This is a genomic window from Microbacterium sp. NPDC091662, assembly GCF_044756705.1.
Classification (GTDB): domain Bacteria; phylum Actinomycetota; class Actinomycetes; order Actinomycetales; family Microbacteriaceae; genus Microbacterium.
The window spans coordinates 745,725-763,046 of record NZ_JBIVTM010000001.1; the positions used below are offsets into that span (position 1 = coordinate 745,725).

At 67.0% G+C, this 17,322-nt stretch carries 21 protein-coding genes; 5 read left to right on the forward strand and 16 right to left on the reverse strand.

Annotated features, from left to right (window positions below; genetic code table 11):
- Window positions 1–41 precede the first annotated feature (41 nt).
- From ACIQLD_RS03640 to dapA, 10 genes are all read right to left on the reverse strand, one after another.
- Window positions 42–491 carry a regulatory protein RecX gene (locus tag ACIQLD_RS03640; RefSeq protein ID WP_402605097.1) on the reverse strand — a complete coding sequence of 150 codons (450 nt, stop codon included), beginning with the start codon at window positions 489–491 and terminating at the stop codon, window positions 42–44.
- A 419-nt stretch (window positions 492–910) separates the two neighbouring features.
- Window positions 911–1,960 (reverse strand): recombinase RecA, encoded by a 1,050-nt coding sequence (recA, locus tag ACIQLD_RS03645; protein WP_402605100.1) that lies wholly within the window; start codon window positions 1,958–1,960, stop codon window positions 911–913.
- A gap of 268 nt (window positions 1,961–2,228) precedes the next feature.
- The gene (locus tag ACIQLD_RS03650) at window positions 2,229–2,453 is read right to left on the reverse strand and encodes a DUF3046 domain-containing protein (RefSeq protein WP_402605103.1); all 225 of its coding nucleotides are present in this window, start codon (window positions 2,451–2,453) and stop codon (window positions 2,229–2,231) included.
- Window positions 2,454–2,471: 18 nt separating this feature from the next.
- Window positions 2,472–2,780 carry a helix-turn-helix domain-containing protein gene (locus ACIQLD_RS03655; protein ID WP_017830901.1) on the reverse strand — a complete coding sequence of 103 codons (309 nt, stop codon included), beginning with the start codon at window positions 2,778–2,780 and terminating at the stop codon, window positions 2,472–2,474.
- Between the two features lie 141 nt (window positions 2,781–2,921).
- A complete protein-coding gene (locus ACIQLD_RS03660; RefSeq protein WP_402605107.1) occupies window positions 2,922–3,407 on the reverse strand; it encodes a CinA family protein in 486 nt (161 codons plus the stop codon).
- Window positions 3,404–3,979 (reverse strand): CDP-diacylglycerol--glycerol-3-phosphate 3-phosphatidyltransferase, encoded by a 576-nt coding sequence (pgsA, locus tag ACIQLD_RS03665; protein ID WP_402605110.1) that lies wholly within the window; start codon window positions 3,977–3,979, stop codon window positions 3,404–3,406. Before pgsA ends, ACIQLD_RS03660 begins: the two co-directional genes overlap by 4 nt.
- Entirely contained in the window at window positions 3,979–6,714 is a 2,736-nt protein-coding gene (locus ACIQLD_RS03670) for a DNA translocase FtsK (RefSeq protein WP_402605113.1), read from the reverse strand. Before ACIQLD_RS03670 ends, pgsA begins: the two co-directional genes overlap by 1 nt.
- 73 nt (window positions 6,715–6,787) lie before the next feature.
- Window positions 6,788–7,282, reverse strand: coding sequence for a GNAT family N-acetyltransferase (locus ACIQLD_RS03675; RefSeq protein WP_402605116.1), 495 nt, complete (start codon window positions 7,280–7,282; stop codon window positions 6,788–6,790).
- Between the two features lie 72 nt (window positions 7,283–7,354).
- Window positions 7,355–9,031, reverse strand: coding sequence for a ribonuclease J (locus tag ACIQLD_RS03680; protein WP_402605120.1), 1,677 nt, complete (start codon window positions 9,029–9,031; stop codon window positions 7,355–7,357).
- A 53-nt stretch (window positions 9,032–9,084) separates the two neighbouring features.
- The gene (gene dapA, locus ACIQLD_RS03685; RefSeq protein ID WP_029259018.1) at window positions 9,085–10,062 is read right to left on the reverse strand and encodes a 4-hydroxy-tetrahydrodipicolinate synthase; all 978 of its coding nucleotides are present in this window, start codon (window positions 10,060–10,062) and stop codon (window positions 9,085–9,087) included.
- A gap of 77 nt (window positions 10,063–10,139) precedes the next feature.
- Between dapA and ACIQLD_RS03690 the strand changes: the two genes are divergently transcribed.
- Window positions 10,140–10,706 (forward strand): NUDIX domain-containing protein, encoded by a 567-nt coding sequence (locus ACIQLD_RS03690; protein ID WP_402605124.1) that lies wholly within the window; start codon window positions 10,140–10,142, stop codon window positions 10,704–10,706.
- A 10-nt stretch (window positions 10,707–10,716) separates the two neighbouring features.
- Here ACIQLD_RS03690 and ACIQLD_RS03695 read toward each other — a convergent pair whose 3' ends face one another.
- Genes ACIQLD_RS03695 through ACIQLD_RS03705 form a run of 3 tightly spaced genes read right to left on the reverse strand, consistent with a single transcriptional unit; the run spans window position 10,717 to window position 12,760 of the window.
- Window positions 10,717–11,478, reverse strand: a complete 762-nt coding sequence (locus ACIQLD_RS03695) for an SDR family NAD(P)-dependent oxidoreductase (protein WP_402605127.1) — start codon at window positions 11,476–11,478, stop codon at window positions 10,717–10,719.
- On the reverse strand, window positions 11,478–11,954 hold the full coding sequence (locus tag ACIQLD_RS03700) for a dihydrofolate reductase (protein WP_402605129.1): 477 nt from the start codon (window positions 11,952–11,954) through the stop codon (window positions 11,478–11,480). Before ACIQLD_RS03700 ends, ACIQLD_RS03695 begins: the two co-directional genes overlap by 1 nt.
- Window positions 11,951–12,760 carry a thymidylate synthase gene (locus tag ACIQLD_RS03705; protein WP_402605132.1) on the reverse strand — a complete coding sequence of 270 codons (810 nt, stop codon included), beginning with the start codon at window positions 12,758–12,760 and terminating at the stop codon, window positions 11,951–11,953. Before ACIQLD_RS03705 ends, ACIQLD_RS03700 begins: the two co-directional genes overlap by 4 nt.
- Before the next feature lie 119 nt (window positions 12,761–12,879).
- Here ACIQLD_RS03705 and ACIQLD_RS03710 point away from each other — a divergent pair, with 119 nt between their 5' ends.
- The 3 genes from ACIQLD_RS03710 (at window position 12,880) to ACIQLD_RS03720 (ending at window position 14,393) form a co-directional block, all read left to right on the forward strand.
- A complete protein-coding gene (locus ACIQLD_RS03710) occupies window positions 12,880–13,293 on the forward strand; it encodes a thioredoxin family protein (RefSeq protein ID WP_402605135.1) in 414 nt (137 codons plus the stop codon).
- Between the two features lie 20 nt (window positions 13,294–13,313).
- Window positions 13,314–13,886: a DUF4395 family protein gene (locus ACIQLD_RS03715; RefSeq protein ID WP_402605138.1), complete on the forward strand. Its 573-nt coding sequence runs from the start codon at window positions 13,314–13,316 to the stop codon at window positions 13,884–13,886.
- Window positions 13,887–13,967: 81 nt separating this feature from the next.
- A complete protein-coding gene (locus ACIQLD_RS03720; protein WP_402605141.1) occupies window positions 13,968–14,393 on the forward strand; it encodes an OsmC family peroxiredoxin in 426 nt (141 codons plus the stop codon).
- Window positions 14,394–14,401: 8 nt separating this feature from the next.
- Here ACIQLD_RS03720 and ACIQLD_RS03725 read toward each other — a convergent pair whose 3' ends face one another.
- Window positions 14,402–14,842, reverse strand: coding sequence for a hypothetical protein (locus ACIQLD_RS03725; RefSeq protein ID WP_402605144.1), 441 nt, complete (start codon window positions 14,840–14,842; stop codon window positions 14,402–14,404).
- Window positions 14,842–15,582, reverse strand: a complete 741-nt coding sequence (gene dapB / locus ACIQLD_RS03730) for a 4-hydroxy-tetrahydrodipicolinate reductase (RefSeq protein WP_402605147.1) — start codon at window positions 15,580–15,582, stop codon at window positions 14,842–14,844. Before dapB ends, ACIQLD_RS03725 begins: the two co-directional genes overlap by 1 nt.
- Before the next feature lie 212 nt (window positions 15,583–15,794).
- On the opposite strand from dapB, the gene ACIQLD_RS03735 reads away from it, so the two are divergent.
- Window positions 15,795–16,712: a patatin-like phospholipase family protein gene (locus tag ACIQLD_RS03735; protein WP_402605150.1), complete on the forward strand. Its 918-nt coding sequence runs from the start codon at window positions 15,795–15,797 to the stop codon at window positions 16,710–16,712.
- A 1-nt stretch (window position 16,713) separates the two neighbouring features.
- Here ACIQLD_RS03735 and ACIQLD_RS03740 read toward each other — a convergent pair whose 3' ends face one another.
- Complete coding sequence (locus ACIQLD_RS03740; protein WP_028502818.1) at window positions 16,714–17,316, reverse strand: histidine phosphatase family protein; 603 nt, start codon at window positions 17,314–17,316, stop codon at window positions 16,714–16,716.
- Window positions 17,317–17,322: the final 6 nt, after the last annotated feature.

The following is a 17,322-nucleotide window of genomic DNA, read 5'->3' on the forward strand; positions in this document are numbered from 1 at the left end:
CATTGTACGAGCCGTTGCTGAGCAGGTGCGGCGTCGTGGCTTCAGTCCGAGTCGACGAATCGGACCCCGGAGGTGGAACCTCCGAAGGAGTACTCACGCAACGCAGCCTTCGCAGCTTTCATCGCCACCGCGCCGTTGTAGCCGCGCCGTGAGAGTTGGCCCACCAGCCGCCGGAGCGCGGTGTCGTGATCGAGTCGACTCATCGACCTCGCCTTGCCACGCGCGAACTCGAGCGCGCGTTCGTCATCGTCGTCCGGAAGGTCGTCGAGAGCGTCGTCGATCAGGTCGCGCGGAATCCCCCGCTGTGCGAGCGCGCGGGACAACGCGACCCGTCCCTGCCCTTTCCGCTCGACACCCGAAGTCACCAGCACCCGGGCGAGGGCGGCGTCGTCGAGATAACCGCGACGAGAGAAGTCGTCGATCACATCGTCGACGACGCCACTGTCGAGACCGACGCCCCTCAGCACCTGCCGCGCCTCGGAGATCGACAAGGATCGAGCCCGCAGCTTGCGGACGAGAGACTCCTCCGCCGCCGTACGAACCTCATCCGGCGATGCTGTCGCTTCCGCGCCGGAATCGTCAGTCGTTCCGCCACCGAGTGCGCGGAGGTGAGGAACGGAGTTCGCCGGGTGTGAGGCCGCAGTGACGGAACTGCCCCGGATCCCCCGTGCGGGATGACGATCGCTGGGGGTACCCGCGTCGGACGCGTCGATGCGCGAGGCCCTGTCCGGAGGGGCGTCCCATGTCGTGCGCCACGCGGCCGCGTCGCTCGTGCCGGAATCGCTCGTTGACCCGTCGTCGTCCTCCGGCAACCGAGCAGGCGGCGTGTGCGCAGGCTTCATTGACGCACCGCCGAAGAGGGGGATGATGGGGGCGATCCGGTCCGGGTCGCCCCCACGGGTGTCGCTCATCAGGCCGGACGACGCTCAGCGAGCTCGTCTGCAGCCGGCGGCACCGCAACGGGGCCGCCGATACCGAGCTTCTGCTTGATCTGCGTCTCGATCGCCAACGCGATGTCGGGGTTGTTCAGCAGGAACGTCCGCGCGTTCTCTTTACCCTGGCCCAACTGGTCACCGTCGTAGGTGTACCACGAGCCCGACTTCTTCACGATGGCGTGCTCGACGCCGAAGTCGATCAGGCTGCCCTCGCGCGAGATGCCGACGCCGTAGAGGATGTCGAATTCCGCCTGCTTGAACGGCGGTGCCATCTTGTTCTTGACCACCTTGACCCTGGTGCGGTTTCCGACGGCGTCGGTTCCGTCCTTCAGGGTCTCGATACGACGGATGTCCATGCGCACCGAGGCATAGAACTTCAGCGCCTTACCACCGGCGGTGGTCTCAGGCGAGCCGAAGAAGACGCCGATCTTCTCACGAAGCTGGTTGATGAAGATCATCGTCGTATTGGTCTGGTTCAGGCCACCGGTGAGCTTGCGCAGCGCTTGCGACATGAGTCGCGCCTGCAGACCGACGTGCGAGTCGCCCATCTCGCCCTCGATCTCGGCGCGGGGCACGAGCGCCGCCACGGAGTCGATGACGATGAGGTCGATGGCTCCCGAGCGCACAAGCATGTCGGCGATCTCGAGCGCCTGCTCACCGGTGTCGGGCTGCGACACCAGAAGCGCGTCGATGTCGACGCCGAGCTTCGCGGCGTAGTCGGGGTCGAGCGCGTGTTCCGCGTCGATGAAGGCGGCGATGCCACCCGCGCGCTGCGCGTTCGCGATCGCATGCAGTGTGAGGGTCGTCTTACCCGAGGACTCCGGTCCGTAGATCTCGACGATTCGACCACGCGGGAGGCCTCCGACGCCGAGAGCGACGTCGAGGGCGATGGAGCCAGTGGGGATGACGGCCACGGGGGCGCGCTCATCGCTGCCCAGCCGCATGACCGAGCCCTTTCCGAACTGGCGATCGATCTGGGCGAGGGCGGTCTCGAGGGACTTCTCGCGGTCGGCGGGTGATGGCATGATGTGCTCCTTCTGCGCGCGTGATGCCGCCTGTAGGCTGTCGCGGCTCTCCCGGTTGGGAGAAACTCTCCGACAAGGCGTAATGGCTCTTCGGCTTGTTTTCCACCGTAGGAGAGGCCACCGACATCGACGCGGAGAGCTCACCTACCGTGCAGAACAGATTCTCTGAACCACTTGTGCAGAAGACTACGCCCGCTTCGAACAGATCTTCGACGACACGCCGCGAATAGCGCGTCGTGTCCCGTAGGCATCGGAGATCGACGGAGGCTCAGCGTCCGCGCGGCTCCTGCCGACCGACACCATGCCGTCTGTTCTCCGGAACATCCATCTCGACGCACAACGCCAACCAGATATCGCGCGGCGGCGTTCCGTCGGCCAGCGCTTCGACCGCCGTTCTTCCGCCGACGGCACTGAGCGCCAGGTCGTTCACCAGAGAGGACGCGCGCGCCTGGAACTCTGTCTCGACGGCGCGAAGGAATTCGCTACGACGCATGGCTTCCCCGACCGGGGATCAGTGCAGCGAAAGCTGAGGTTCGATCGACGCGACGAGGTCGTCGGGGACGACGTCTGGGAAGACCTGGATGCCCTCGAGCACCGAGATACGGTCTCCGACCTCGCGCATGATCGTCGAGATGGGAACGTCGAGAGCGTCTGCGACGGAAGCGAGAATCTCGCTCGACGCCTCCTTCTGCCCACGCTCGACCTCACTGAGGTAGCCGAGCGCAACCGACGCCTTGCTTGCGACCTGCCGGAGCGTGCGCCCCTTCTGCAGGCGGAAGTCCCTCAGCACATCGCCGATTTCCTGTCGTACAAGAATCATCGGAACCTCCTCCCCATGTGATCGTTCGAGGTCTCCCCCGATGAGACAGCCAGTCTAGTACCCCTGGCATGCACAGAATCTACCCCTGCACTCTGTGGTTTAAGTGTGAGCACATCAGACATAACCACCCCGGGAGTCCTGCTATTCCGCCAGCATCCCCAGTAGTTCTTCGAGCGCAGCCGAGACCGTCTGCGCACGGATCGACTCGCGATCTCCGACGAAACGGAAGGCCGTCGTCCTCATCGCCGCCGGCGTCGCCAGTCCGATGTGCACCGTGCCGACCGGTTGCCCGTCGGGGGAATCCGGACCGGCGATTCCCGTCGTCGACACTCCGACATCGGCCGGCGAGCCGCCGATGCTCACCACGCTCCTCACTCCCTCTGCCATCTGCAGCGCGACCTGCGGATGCACCGGCCCGTGCACGGCGAGAAGATCCGCATCGACGCCCAACACGGATGCCTTGACCGGCGTCGCGTACGCCACCACCCCGCCGAGCAGCACCGTGGACGCACCGGGAACCGATACCAGGTCGGCACACAGGGCGCCTCCGGTCAGCGACTCCGCGACGCCGAGCGTCCATCCACGCCGGCCCAGCGCCGCCAGGACGGCGGCAGCCGCATCGCTCACGACTTCCGGCGCGAGCCGCGGACCTGCGCCACGATGTAGTCGATGCCGCTCGCGACCGTGAGCACCAGGACGATGAGCATGAGGATGAAGGTGATCAGCGTCCACGCATCGAGACCGACGAGGTAGTGCAGCGGGAGCAACGCCCAGCCGAGCGCCACACCTTGGAACGCTGTCTTGATCTTGCCCATCCAGGCCGCAGCCACGACATGCTCGCTGGCGACCATGAGCCGGTGGATCGTGATCCCCCATTCGCGCACGAGGATGATGGCGACGATCCACCAGCTGACCTCGCCGAGGATGGCGAGTCCGATGAAACCGGCACCCGTGAGCATCTTGTCGGCGATGGGATCCCAGAGCTTGCCGAAGTCGCTGACGATGTCGTACTTGCGCGCGAGGTAGCCGTCGACCCAGTCCGTGGAGATCCCCACGATGAAGATGACTGCGGCCGCCCACCGGAGGCCGGGCTCGGCGAGACCGTAGGTTCCGCCCAGCAGTAACAGGACGAAGAAGACGACCGCCAGCGGGATGCGCGCGACGGTGATGGCGTTGGGCAGCTGTCGAGGGATGGCCATCAGTCGCGTCCCGTCAAGCCCCAGGCGTCTTCGTCGCCCTCGGCCTCGACCTCGGGAAGCCCCTCATATTGCGCAGCGATCGGGTCGTGCATCTGCGGCAGGGGTGGCACCGGCGGAGCGACAGGGGCGGCGGAAGCGGGCGGCGACGCCGGAACGTCGTCCCCGCGCAGCTTGGCCATCACCTGTGGGAGCTGCTCGGCCGTGGCCAGCACGTCACGCGCCTTGGATCCCTCGGACGGACCGACGATCTCGCGGGACTCGAGAAGGTCCATGAGACGACCGGCCTTCGCGAACCCGACACGCAGCTTGCGCTGCAACATCGACGTCGAACCGAACTGAGACGACACGATGAGCTCGGCAGCGGCGAGCAGAAGCTCCAGATCGTCGCCGATGTCTTCGTCGACTTCCTTCTTCTTGGTCGGCTCCATCGCCTCCTGCACGTCGGGACGATAGTCCGGACGTGCCTGACGGGTGACGTGCTTGACGACCGCGTCGATCTCCTTCTCATCGACCCACGCGCCCTGCAGACGGAATGGCTTCGACGAACCCATAGGCGAGAACAGTGCATCACCCTGACCGATGAGCTTGTCGGCGCCCGGGCTGTCGAGGATGACCCGGCTGTCGGTGACACTGGTGACCGCGAACGCGAGTCGTGAGGGCACGTTTGCCTTGATGAGTCCGGTGACGACGTCGACGCTCGGGCGCTGCGTCGCGAGCACCAGGTGGATTCCAGACGCACGCGCGAGCTGGGTGATACGCACGATGGAGTCCTCCACGTCGCGCGGGGCGACCATCATGAGGTCGGCGAGCTCATCGACCACGACCAGCAGGTACGGGTACGGCTTGAGGACGCGTTCGCTGCCCACCGGCACCTCGACCTCCCCGGCGCGAACGGCACGGTTGAAGTCGTCGATGTGGCGGAACCCGAACGACGCGAGGTCGTCGTACCGCATGTCCATCTCCTTCACGACCCACTGCAGCGCCTCGGCCGCCTTCTTCGGGTTCGTGATGATGGGCGTGATCAGGTGCGGGACGCCGGCGTAACTGGTGAGCTCCACACGTTTCGGGTCGATCAGGACCATGCGCACATCGGCGGGACGCGCCCGCATCAGCAGGCTGGTGATCATGGAGTTCACGAAGCTGGACTTACCGGAGCCAGTGGAACCGGCCACCAGGAGGTGCGGCATCTTCGCGAGATTCGCGATGACGATGTTGCCACCGACGTCCTTGCCGACGCCGATCGTCATCGGATGCGTGCTCTTCTGCGCGGCGGGCGAGCGCAGCACGTCGCCGAGCGCCACCATCTCCTTGTCGGCGTTCGGGATCTCGATGCCGATCGCGCTCTTGCCCGGGATCGGCGAGAGAATGCGCACATCGTTCGAGGCGACCGCGTAGGCGAAGTTGTTGCTCAGCTGCAGGATCTTCTCGACCTTGACGCCGTGGCCGACCTCGACCTCGTACTGGGTGACCGTCGGGCCGCGCGAGAAGCCGGTGACCTTCGCATCCACCTTGAACTGCGACAGCACACTCGTGATCTGCTCGATCACCTTGTCGGTGGCCTCGGAGCGCATCACCGGAGGCGGCCCCTCGACCAGAAGACCGGGAGAGGGCAGGATGTACGGCGTCACGGGTGCCTGCGGCCCGCGGTCACCGGGCCCCTCGGTGCCGAAGCCGTCGAGGCCGGGGAGCTCGGGCACCTCTCCGGTGTCGGAGGAGTCGTCGAGGAGGGCCGTGGTCTGCTGCTCCGCGAGCGAGTCGGCGACCGACCTCACGTCGGACAGCACCTCAGTGGCCGCGTCGTACGGATTCTCGACGACGACAGCCTGGTCATACGCCGGAGTCGGGTCGGAAGTCGTGAGCAGCGCCGTGATGTCGTCGGAACCGAGGGTGCCCTCGTCGGGGTCCTCTTCACGACCGGTCTTGTTGCGCCGCCACCACGGCAGCACATCGGGATCGTCGACCTTGTCGGCGTCGTCGATCGCCGCGGAGTCCTTGGCCGACTTCTCCGGACGCTCGGCATCGAACATCCAGGCGTAGAGGTCGCCGAGTCGGGCGCCGATGCGGTTCGGCGGGGTCTTGGTGAGGATGAGGATGCTGAGCGCCGCCAACAGCGACAGCACGATGTACGCGGGGATGTCGGTGAGGTAACTGAGCGGCTGGCCGAGCATCCATCCGAAGAGTCCGCCGGACTCGCTCAGTGCGAGCATGCCCTCCTTGGGCTGAGGGCCGTCGCCCGCGACGTGGCAGAAGCCGGCGAGCGTCAGGACGAACAATCCGAAACCGATTCCGATGCGGCCGTTGTCGTGAACCGACGAGGGGTGGCGGAACAGCCATCCGGCGAGCAGGAGCAGCAGAACGGGCATCACGAATGCGACGCGCCCGATCAGCCCTCCGACCGAATACGCGCTGATGTTCGCAGCGACCTCGTTGCCGATGAAGAACCACTCGTTGACCGCGCCGAGCACGGCGAGGATCACGAGGAGAAAGGGAAAACCGTCGCGACGATCGTCTTTCTCGAGGGTCTCCGGCCCGAACGCGCGGAAGAGCCCCCCGACACCGTGCGCCAACCCGACCCAGGCGCGGGCGACGACCGGCGGCTTGTCGACCTCGTCGATGTACTTCTTGGGAGCGGGCTGCGCCTTCCGAGCGGGCGAGGCCTTGGGAGCCGTCTGCCGCTTGGGGCGCGACGGTGCGCTGGTCGACGCGCGCTCTGTCTTCGTGGTACTCCTGGCCATGCTCTCACGTTACGTCCAACAGCCGACATCTCCGCGTAATGACGCGGCTTTCCACGGATCCGGGAGGTGTCGACTACGCAGTGCCACGCGCCATGGTGTCGCGGGTCGCACCCTCGATCACCACGGCAAAACCCTCGGCGCGATACAGGTTGCGCGCGAAGTTGTCCCGTTCCACGCTCAGGCTGATCCGCGCGTGCCCCTGCGAGCCCGCGAGCTGCACCACGCCACGCAGCAATGAACGCCCGACGCCTCTGGCACGCCAGAGCGGATGCACTCCGATGATCAGCTCCGGCACGGCGACGCCGATGAAGCCGAACCCCGGATCGTTCTGCGGGAGCACCCGGTACCAGGCCGCACCCACAGGGATGTCGTCGTCGCCGGCGGCCACCAGTCCGTCGTCGGTCATGCGCTTCCAGCCTGCGAGGTAGCGCCGATGGTCGGGCGACGTCAGCACCTCATGCCGCGGTCGCACTCCCCCGGCACGCCAGTTCGCCGCCTCGACGAGCATGTCGCCGAGGAACATCGCATCCGTCTGCGCCGCCCTGCGAAGGGAGAAGCCCCTGTACATGACGCGAGCATAGGGCGTCGGTGTTACATCGGGATGACGCTCACCCGTGAGTGCGAGCCGACTCCCCTGCTGTCAGGCCTCGATGACGAGCGGCACGATCATCGGACGACGACGCAGACGCTGGTTCACCCAGCGACCGATCGTGCGTCGAACGACCTGCGACAGCGCATGGGTGTCACGGACGCCGTTGCCCGACGCCTCCTTCAGCGCCGCGACGATCTTCGGCGTGACGTCGTCGAACACCGAGTCGTCTTCGGCGACACCGCGCGCGTGGATCTCGGGGCCGGAGATGATGCGTCCGGTGCCGGCGTCGACCACGACGATCACGGAGATGAAGCCCTCCTCGCCGAGGATCCGGCGGTCCTTGAGGTCGGCATCGGTGATCTCGCCCACGGTGGAGCCGTCGACGTACACGAATCCGAGATCAAGCTGGCCGGAGACCTTCGCGATGCCGTCCTTGAGGTCGATCACGGTGCCGTTAGAGGCGATGATCGTGTTCTCCTCGGGGACACCGGTGTCCTGAGCGAGCTTGGCGTTCGCGATCAGGTGCCGATACTCGCCGTGCACGGGCAGGACGTTCTTGGGCTTGAGGATGTTGTAGCAGTAGATCAGCTCGCCGGCGGCGGCGTGTCCCGAGACGTGGACCTTCGCATTCGCCTTGTGCACGACGTTCGCGCCGAGCTTGGTCAGTCCATCGATGACGCGGTACACGGCATTCTCGTTGCCCGGGATGAGGCTGGAGGCGAGGATGACGGTGTCGCCCTCGCTGATCTCGATCGCGTGGTCCATGTTCGCCATGCGGCTCAGCACCGCCATCGGCTCACCCTGCGAGCCGGTGGACATGTAGACGATCTGCTCGTCCGGCAGATCGCGGGCCTTCTTGAAGTCGATGAGGACCCCGTCCGGCACCTTCAGGTAGCCGAGCTGCTCGGCGATCGTCATGTTGCGCACCATGCTGCGGCCGAGGAACGCGACGCGGCGGCCATTGGCATGCGCGGCGTCGATCACCTGCTGCACGCGGTGAACGTGACTGGAGAAGCTCGCGACGATGACGCGACGCGGTGCCTTCGCGATCACCTGGTCGAGCACGGGGCCGATGGAACGTTCGGTCGGGGTGAAGCCGGGCACATCGGCGTTGGTCGAGTCGACGAGGAACAGGTCCACGCCTTCTTCGCCGAGGCGTGCGAACGCGCGCAGGTCGGTGATCCGACCGTCGAGCGGCAACTGGTCCATCTTGAAGTCACCGGTGGCGAGCACCATGCCTGCGGGCGTGCGGATGGCGACGGCCAGCGCATCGGGAATCGAGTGGTTGACGGCGACGAACTCGAGGTCGAACGGACCGACCCGCTCCTGCTGCCCCTCCTTCACCGTGAGTGTGAAGGCCTTGATGCGATGCTCCTTGAGCTTCGCCTCGACCAGCGCGAGGGTGAGGCCCGATCCGATCAGAGGGATGTCGCTCTTGAGCCGGAGCAGATAAGGAACCGCCCCGATGTGGTCTTCATGTCCGTGCGTGAGCACCACACCGACGATGTCGTCGAGCCGGTCACGGATGGGCTCGAAGTCGGGAAGGATCAGATCGACACCCGGCTGGTGCTCCTCGGGGAAGAGCACACCGCAGTCGACGATCAGGATCTTGCCGTCGTACTCGAACATGGTCATGTTGCGACCGATCTCGCCGAGTCCGCCGATCGGGATGACCCGCAGCGTCCCTTCGTCGAGAGCTGTCGGTTCTACCAGGGGAATGGACATGCTGTCTCCTCAGTCGGACACTCCGCGCGTCCGTTCGTTCATGGCGACGCGGCTCAGCGCGTCGTGCCGTGCACTTTCGGCAGGGCACCACCCGCAGCCGCGTTGCGGTCGGGTCGGAAGTTCGAGAAATCGGCTCCGGGGACGTTCTGGACCAGGTCGAGCTCATCCTCGATGAGCGCGGCCTCCCATTCCTCGGGACCGACCAGGGGAAGGCGGACGCGCGGGCTCGAGATACGACCGAGTCCGTGCAGGATGTACTTGGCCGCGACGGTTCCCGGCACGTGCGTCATCACCGCCCGCACGAGCGGTTCGAGACGCTTGTGCTCGGCGGTCGCCGTGGCGAGGTCACCGGCGTTCACGGCATCGATGATCGTGCGGTACGGCGCTGCGGCGACGTTCGCCGTCACGCCGATGAGACCGGTCGCACCGATCGCGAGGTGCGGCAGCACGTTCGCGTCGTCGCCGGAGAAGTACATCAGGTCGGTCTGGTTGAGCACGCGGCTCACCTCGGAGAAGTCGCCCTTGGCGTCTTTCACGGCGAGGATGTTCGGGTGCTTCGCGAGACGCAGGATGGTCTCGTACTTGATCGGCACTCCGGTGCGGCCGGGGATGTCGTAGAGGATCACCGGAAGGTCGGTCGCGTCGGCGACCAGACGGAAGTGCGTCAGGATTCCGGCCTGCGTCGGCTTGTTGTAGTACGGCGTGACGATCATGATGCCGTCCGCGCCGGCCTTCTCGCTGGCCTTGTAGAGCTCGATCGCGTGAGCGGTCTCGTTGGAGCCACCGCCGGTGATGATCTTGGCGCGACCGGCGGAGACCGACTTGCCCACCTCGACGAGCTTGAGCTTCTCGGGGTCCGTCAGAGTCGAGGTCTCGCCTGTCGTGCCGGTCACCACGATGCCGTCCGCTCCCGCGGTGATCACGTCATCGATGTGCTTCTCGACGGCGGGCCAATCGACTTCACCGTCGGCCGTCATCGGAGTGACGAGCGCGACGAGAACCTGTCCGAAAGGGTTGCCCGAGTGCGTCATAGACCCAGCGTATCGGTTCGACTGCCGCTCATGCGGACGCGGTGACGCTGATGACGTCCCCGCCCTACGCTCGAAGGATGGCATGGGTGACACGCGACACAGAGACGAAATACGAGAACGCCTGGATCCGTGTGCGGGAAGACCGGGTCACGGGTCCCGCAGGCGGGGACGGCATCTACGGCGTCGTCACGATGCAGCACCCTGCAGTCTTCATCGTCGCCGTGGACGACGAGGACCGCCTGTGTCTCGTGACGATCGACCGCTACACCGTGGGCAGGACCATCGAGGTCCCCGCGGGCGGCAGCGACGGTGAGGACCCGCTGGTCGCAGCGAGACGCGAGCTCCGGGAGGAGACCGGATTCGAAGCCGGCGAGTGGACGCCGCTGGGAACCATGCAGGCTTTGAACGGGATCGCCGAGGCCACCGAGCACGTCTTCCTCGCGCGCGACCTGCGCCCGGTAGCAGAGGACGATGCCGAGAACGGGAGCGACGCCACCGAGAGCCAGGCCGAAGAAGGCATCCAAGCCGTCTCGTGGGTACCGTTCGAGCACGTGCTGCGCATGATCGCCGACGGCGACATCACCGATGGGGAGACGATCGCTGCGATCGCCAAGGCGGGAATCCTGCTCGGCAGATTCCGCTGACCGCTGCTGATCAGACGCGGCCTCGGCGCGCCACGCCGGAGGTGAGCGCGCTCGGCAGGACGCGTGTCATCGCCACGATCACCTTGTAGCGCAGCGACGGTATCGAGACCGCCCTTCCGCGGGCCGCATCGCGCAGACCGACGCGGACGACGTCCCGCGCGTTCAGCCACATGATGCCGGGAACACCCTCTTGACCCACCGCGAGCCCCATGCGCTCATGGAACGACGTATGCGTGAATCCGGGGCACAGTGCGGTGACGGAGACACCGTCGCGGGCGTACTCGGCGTTGGCCCAGCGACTGAAGCCGATCAGCCAGGCCTTGCAGGCGGAGTACGTCGACCGGGAGATGAAGCCGGCGACGGAAGCCACATTGATGATGCGACCGCCGCGACCGCGCATAGATCGCAGCGCCGCGTGCATGAGACGCATCGACGCCTCCACATGCACACGGAGGTGGCGCACCTCATCGTCGATGTCGTTGTCGGCGAACTGCAGCGGAAGACCGAACCCGGCGTTGTTCACCAGAAGGTCGACGGGGTCCGCCGTGTCGCGCAGCCGCTCGGCGACCTTCTCGACTCCGGCTTCGTCGGCCAGGTCGGCGGGGATGATCTCGACCGCGATGCCGTACTCGCTCCGCAGCTCGGCACCCAGCGTCTCGAGTGCGTCCTCGGACCGCGCCACCAGGACGAGGTCGGCACGACGCCGTGCGAGCTGGCGCGCGAACTCGGCGCCCAGTCCGGCGCTGGCTCCGGTGATCAGCGCGGTGGGCATCAGCGCTCGTATCCCAGGAAGCGATAGCGGACGCCGGTTCGGGAGGTGTGCCACTCCCCCTCGTCGACGAGCCGCCACCCGGTCTTCGCCGGTGCATACGCGTCACCGTCGACCTCGAGATCGAGTTCGGTGACCTCCAACCGATCCGCATCACCGATCACCTGCCGGAAGATCTCCGCCCCACCGATGATCCAGACCCTGTCGAGTCCGCGAACAGCCTCTGCGACCGTGGAGGCACGCCGCGCGCCCTCTTCAGACCAGTCCTGCTGCCGGGTCACCACGATGTTGTCGCGTCCGGCGAGTGGCCGGAAACGCTCGGGCAACGAGTCCCAGGTCTTGCGGCCCATCACCACCGGAGCGCCGAGGGTGACCTCTTTGAAATGCGCCAGGTCTTCGGGCACATGCCACGGCATGCCGCCCTCGGCCCCGATCACGCCTCCGTGAGCCTCGGCCCAGATCAGCCCGACCCAGGTCATACCGCCACCGCCGCCCTGATCGGCGCGTGGTGCTGATAGTCCTCCACGACGAAATCCTCGTAGCGGTAGTCGAGGATCGAGTCGGGCTTCCGCGCGAAACGCAGCGTCGGATACGCAAAGGGCTCGCGGCTGAGCTGCTCACGCACCTGCTCGACGTGATTGTCGTAGACGTGGCAGTCCCCGCCCGTCCATACGAAGTCTCCGGGTTCGAGGCCGACCTGCTGGGCGATCATCATCGTGAGCAGGGCGTAGGAGGCGATGTTGAACGGCACGCCGAGGAACATGTCCGCACTGCGCTGGTACAGCTGGCACGAGAGCTTGCCGTCGGCGACATAGAACTGGAACAGCGCGTGACAGGGGGCGAGCGCCATGTCGGGGATGTCGGCGGGGTTCCAGGCCGACACGATGAGCCGGCGAGAATCGGGCGCGCGACGGATCTGCTCGATCACGTCGGAGAGCTGGTCGATGCTCCCCCCGTCTGGAGTCGGCCACGAACGCCACTGCACCCCGTAGACAGGGCCGAGGTCGCCGGATTCGTCGGCCCACTCGTCCCAGATCGTGACGCCGTTCTCGCGGAGCCACCCGACGTTGGAATCGCCCTGCAGGAACCAGAGGAGCTCGTACGCGATGGACTTGAAGTGCACCCGCTTGGTGGTGATGAGCGGGAACCCCTTCGACAGATCGAAGCGGATCTGCCGGCCGAACACGCTCGTCGTCCCCGTCCCGGTGCGATCGGACTTGTGCGTTCCGGTCTCCAAGACGTCGCGGAGCAGATCTTCATAAGGAGTCGGGACGGCTGCGCTCATGACAGCCACGATACCGTCACCCTCGCCCCCACGGGCGGACCCGCTGCCGCGCGTGGGCGCTTCGTCATGGTCGGAAACATCGACCCGGACCCGCTTCGCGACGACATATCCTCGACCCCATGTCGCCCTCGCTCGCCCTCGGGATCGCCGCAGCACTCCTCGTGCTCTCGACGGTCATCGGCGTCGTGCTGCGTCGCCGCGATGGACGACGGCGAGACGGTGGCGCGGTGCGCTTCGATCCGGCGGACGCCGTCACGGCCGAACTCGGGTCCCGCGCGACTCTCGTGCAGTTCAGCACGGAGATGTGCGCGCGCTGCCCGCAGGTGAGCCGTCTGCTCGGTTCCTATGCGGCCGACCACGACGATCTCCGCCACGTGGAGATCGATCTGACGCACCGACCGGATCTCTCGGCGCGCTACAAGGTGCTGCAGACTCCGACGACCTTCGTGGTCGACGGTGCCGGTGCCGTGCGCGCTCGATTCCACGGTGTGCCGAATCGGCACGCCCTCACCGAAGCACTCGCCGCCGTCTGAGCGGGAAGACCGGAGCATCCATGAGCACTCCCGCAGGCATCGACCCCCGTGGCCCCCGCTTCGCCGCTGCGATCACCGCGGTCCTGCTGCTGGTGGCGACGTTCCTGGCCCTGATCGGGATCTCCACCGCCCGACTGCCCGGGTCGTGGCTCGCGTTCGCTCCCGGGTTCGACTTCGCCGTCCTCGGAGGCGGGACGTGGGCGATCCAGGCCGCCCCGCTTCTGCAGCGAGCTCTCGACCCGGGCTTCCTCCTCACGGTCGTCATCGCTCTCCTGTTCCTCTGGGGACTGTTGTCCCCGCGGTCGGCCCCCTGGGCCGCGCTCTTCCGCGCAGCCGTCCGTCCGCGCCTCGCCGCTCCGACAGAACTCGAAGATCCGCGCCCGCCGCGGTTCTCCCAGGGCGTCGGACTCTTCGTGGTGGGAGTCGGCCTCGTCCTGCACCTGCTGGGTGTTCCGTGGGCGCTGCCGATCGCTACGTCCGCGGCATTCATCGCCGCCTTCCTCAACGCCGCCTTCGCCTTCTGCCTGGGCTGCCAGCTCTACCTCCTGCTGCAGCGCGCGGGCGTCGTCGGTCGCGAAGCCACCGCAACCTGACCGCTGTTCCGCGTCGGCAGGACGCTCGCTAGGCTGACCACGAGTCGACGCTGCGTCCGCAGCACGAGAACCGGAGGAATCATGCCTGTCACCAGCGAAGCCGCCAGCACCTGGACCGGATCGCTCATGGAGGGATCGGGCACCGTCGCGTTCTCGTCGTCGAACCTCGGCACCTTCCCGATCAACTGGAAGGCCCGCAGCGAAGGCAGCGACACGACGACCACCCCGGAAGAGCTCATCGCCGCCGCCCACGCGTCCTGTTTCAGCATGGCGCTCTCGCACGCCCTCGCCGAGAACGGAACTCCGCCGGAGCGTGTGAACACGACGGCATCGGTCACCTTCAAGCCCGGCGTCGGCATCACCGGCAGCCACCTCAATGTGAACGCGACCGTTCCGAATCTGACTCCCGAGGCGTTCCAGGAGATCGCGAGCGGCGCCAAGACCGGCTGCCCGGTGTCGCAGGCGCTCGCCGGCATCGAGATCACCCTCGAAGCCACGCTCGCCTGAGCGCGTCGTCAGGGTCGGCGCGGCGCGAGACGGATCGCCTCACGGATGCTGGCCCTGGCGTCCTTGCGACGGCCCGCCGCGTCCTGCACCACGCCCAACCGGTAGCGCGCACGCCAGTCCTCGCCTGCCGCGTCCGCTTCGGCGGCGTAGCGGGCGATAAGCGGATCCGCGTCGACGCGGGCGATCCTTCCGCTGGGCGTCAGTTCGGTCTCGACCGGCGGCATCCCGCCTTCGGCGTCGAGAAGGCGCCCGAGGCGGTCTGCACCGAAGCCGAACATCATCTCCCGGATGAGTGCCCACGCTCCGATCGGCGCCAGGACGAGGAGCGTGATCCCCATGCCGATCGACACGGGCGTCCCGACCGACATGAACATCACGGCGAGCCAGATCGCCACAGCGAGGTAGACCAGAAGCGCCGCGGCCATCAGCGCGACGCCGATGCGCGACATCACGACCGGATGCCGATGTCGATCATGTGCTCGAGACCCACGAACACACCGGTGGCCTGCAACGCGAACGGCACCGAGAGCCGGATGCCGGGGGCATAGGCGAGCGCCGAGTCGATCGTGTCGTGCGTGAAGGTGAGAGATTCGCCGGGACCGGAGAGGATGACCTCCTGCTTGGCGACGACGCCGGGACGACGCAGCGAGTGGATCGGAACACTGCCGACCTGCTGCCCCCTGGCGCGCTGGTCCGCGTGCGGCGCACTGACCGGACCCTGTTCTGCGCGGGAGGCGGCGATCAGTTCAGCGGTGCGCACGGCGGTCCCACTCGGCGAGTCGATCTTGGTCTCGCGGTGTGCCTCGATGATCTCCGCCGATCCGAAGAAGGGTGCGGCAGCCGCAGCCAGCGCCGATCCGAGAACCGATCCCAGCGAGAAATTGGGGATGAACACCGCACCGGTGCCCGCCGCCTCGACGAGGGGACGCACCAGTGCGATCCGTTCAGAGGACCAGCCCGAGGTCGCGACCAGCACGTTGATGCCGCGTTCGACAGCGGCACGGACGACTTCGATGCTGACCTGTGGCGTCGACGCGTCGACCACCAGATCGGCGCCGTCGAGCTCGGAGAGATCGCTGGACGAGGTCAGCACCCGGCTCACCTCGAAGCCCTCGAGCTCATTGATCACCGCACCGATGATCGTGCCGAGCTTCCCGGTTCCGCCGACGAGTGCTACCTGCGTGGTCATGCATCCAGTCTATTTCGCGGGCGACGGAGTCCGGCCCGGGGCGCGCGGGGCCGACGGCAGGTCGTGGTAGCGTTCCGAGGTCGCTATCCACCGTCAGGAGGTGAGACCCATGAACGCAGCAACCCCCACGGGTGCTCCCTCCCTTCCGACGCTCGCGCGACCCCGGTAGTCGAGGCACGGAGTCCCGTCACGCATTCGCGAGAGGCACTCCCATGAACACCACCACCTCACCCTCTTCCTCCCCGCGGACACGAGCCCAGCGGGCGCTCGTCCTCGGTGGAGGCGGTTCGGCCGGCAACGCGTGGCTGATCGGCGTCGTCGCCGGCCTCGCCGATGCCGGACTCGACGTGACGACGGCCGACGTCATCGTCGGCACGTCGGCCGGAGCGACCGCTGCTGCCCAGATCACCGGCGCTCCCCCGGCCCGGCTGCACGACGACATCGTCGCCAGCGACGCGACGCTGCCGGCCTCCGCTGCCCACCGATCGGGACGCGGCACGACGAGATCGATGGCCGCGCACATGGATCGGACGCAACGGATCATCGACAGCTCCTCCGATCCCGCCGACATGCGTCGCCGGATGGGGGCGGCGGCGATCGAGCTGGCCGCTTCCGCGGAAGACGCCGGTCCGCGCTGGCGCACGACCGTGGCCGCACGCCTGCCTCGTCCGGAATGGCCGGTGCAGCGGATCCTCCTCACCGCCGTCGACGCCGCCACCGGCGAGCCTCGCGTGTTCGACCGTCTCAGCGGCGTCGAACTGGTCGACGCGGTCGCTGCGAGCTGTGCCAGCGGTTTCGCCTACCGGATCGGTGATCGCCAGTACATCGACGGAGGCTACAGAACCAACGCCGAGAACGCCGATCTCGCCGCCGGCTTCTCGAAGGTGCTCGTGCTCTCCCCGTTCAGCGGCGCCTCACGCACACCCGCTTCCTGGGGCACTCATCTGTCCGCGCAGGTGCATGACCTGCGCTCCCGGGGAAGCGCGGTGGAGACCGTCTTCCCCGACGACGAATCTCGCGCGGCGTTCGGGGACGACGTGATGGATCCGGCCCGTCGTCGACCCGCCGCGCTGGCCGGCTTCGCTCAGGGCAGGAAAGCCGCCGAACCGCTCGCGCCGTTGTGGGGGTGATTCAGACCAGGAGTGCGTCGGGGATACCCGTCCGCAGCTCCACCGGAAGATGGCCGGTGTCGTTATGAGTGAGCAGCGTCCACGGCCGCCCCTGCTTCTGGGCGATCACCGTGAGGCCGCAATGCGACTGGTTCAGGGTCATCCACCGCCATTCGGGTGCGGCGAGAACCTCGCGGACGAACCACGAGATCACGAAGTTGTGAGTGATGAGCACCTCGTGCACATCGCCGGTCTTGCGCACCAGGAACTCGTTCACGGCGTCGGACATCTGTGCGCGCCCTGCCTCGATCTCGGCCTCGGTGACGGAACCGAAGAACGGCTCGAAGACCGAAGGGGTCTCCTCGGTCATCCCGGTGGGTACGCAGTCGAACAGCAACGCCGTCGGTTCCGGATCGACCGACGGCAGACGCGCCGCGATCGCTCGCGCCGTCTCGTTCGCGCGCAGCAGCGGGGAATGCCAGACGGCGTCGAGAGGGAGCCCGGACAAGCGGTCGGCGATCAGTTCCGCCTGGCGCTGGCCCCTCGGCGAGAGGGGTCCGTCGGCGAGACCGTGCTCGGCATCCTGATGTTCACCGTGTCTGACCAGATAAATGTAGTGCGTCACAACTCG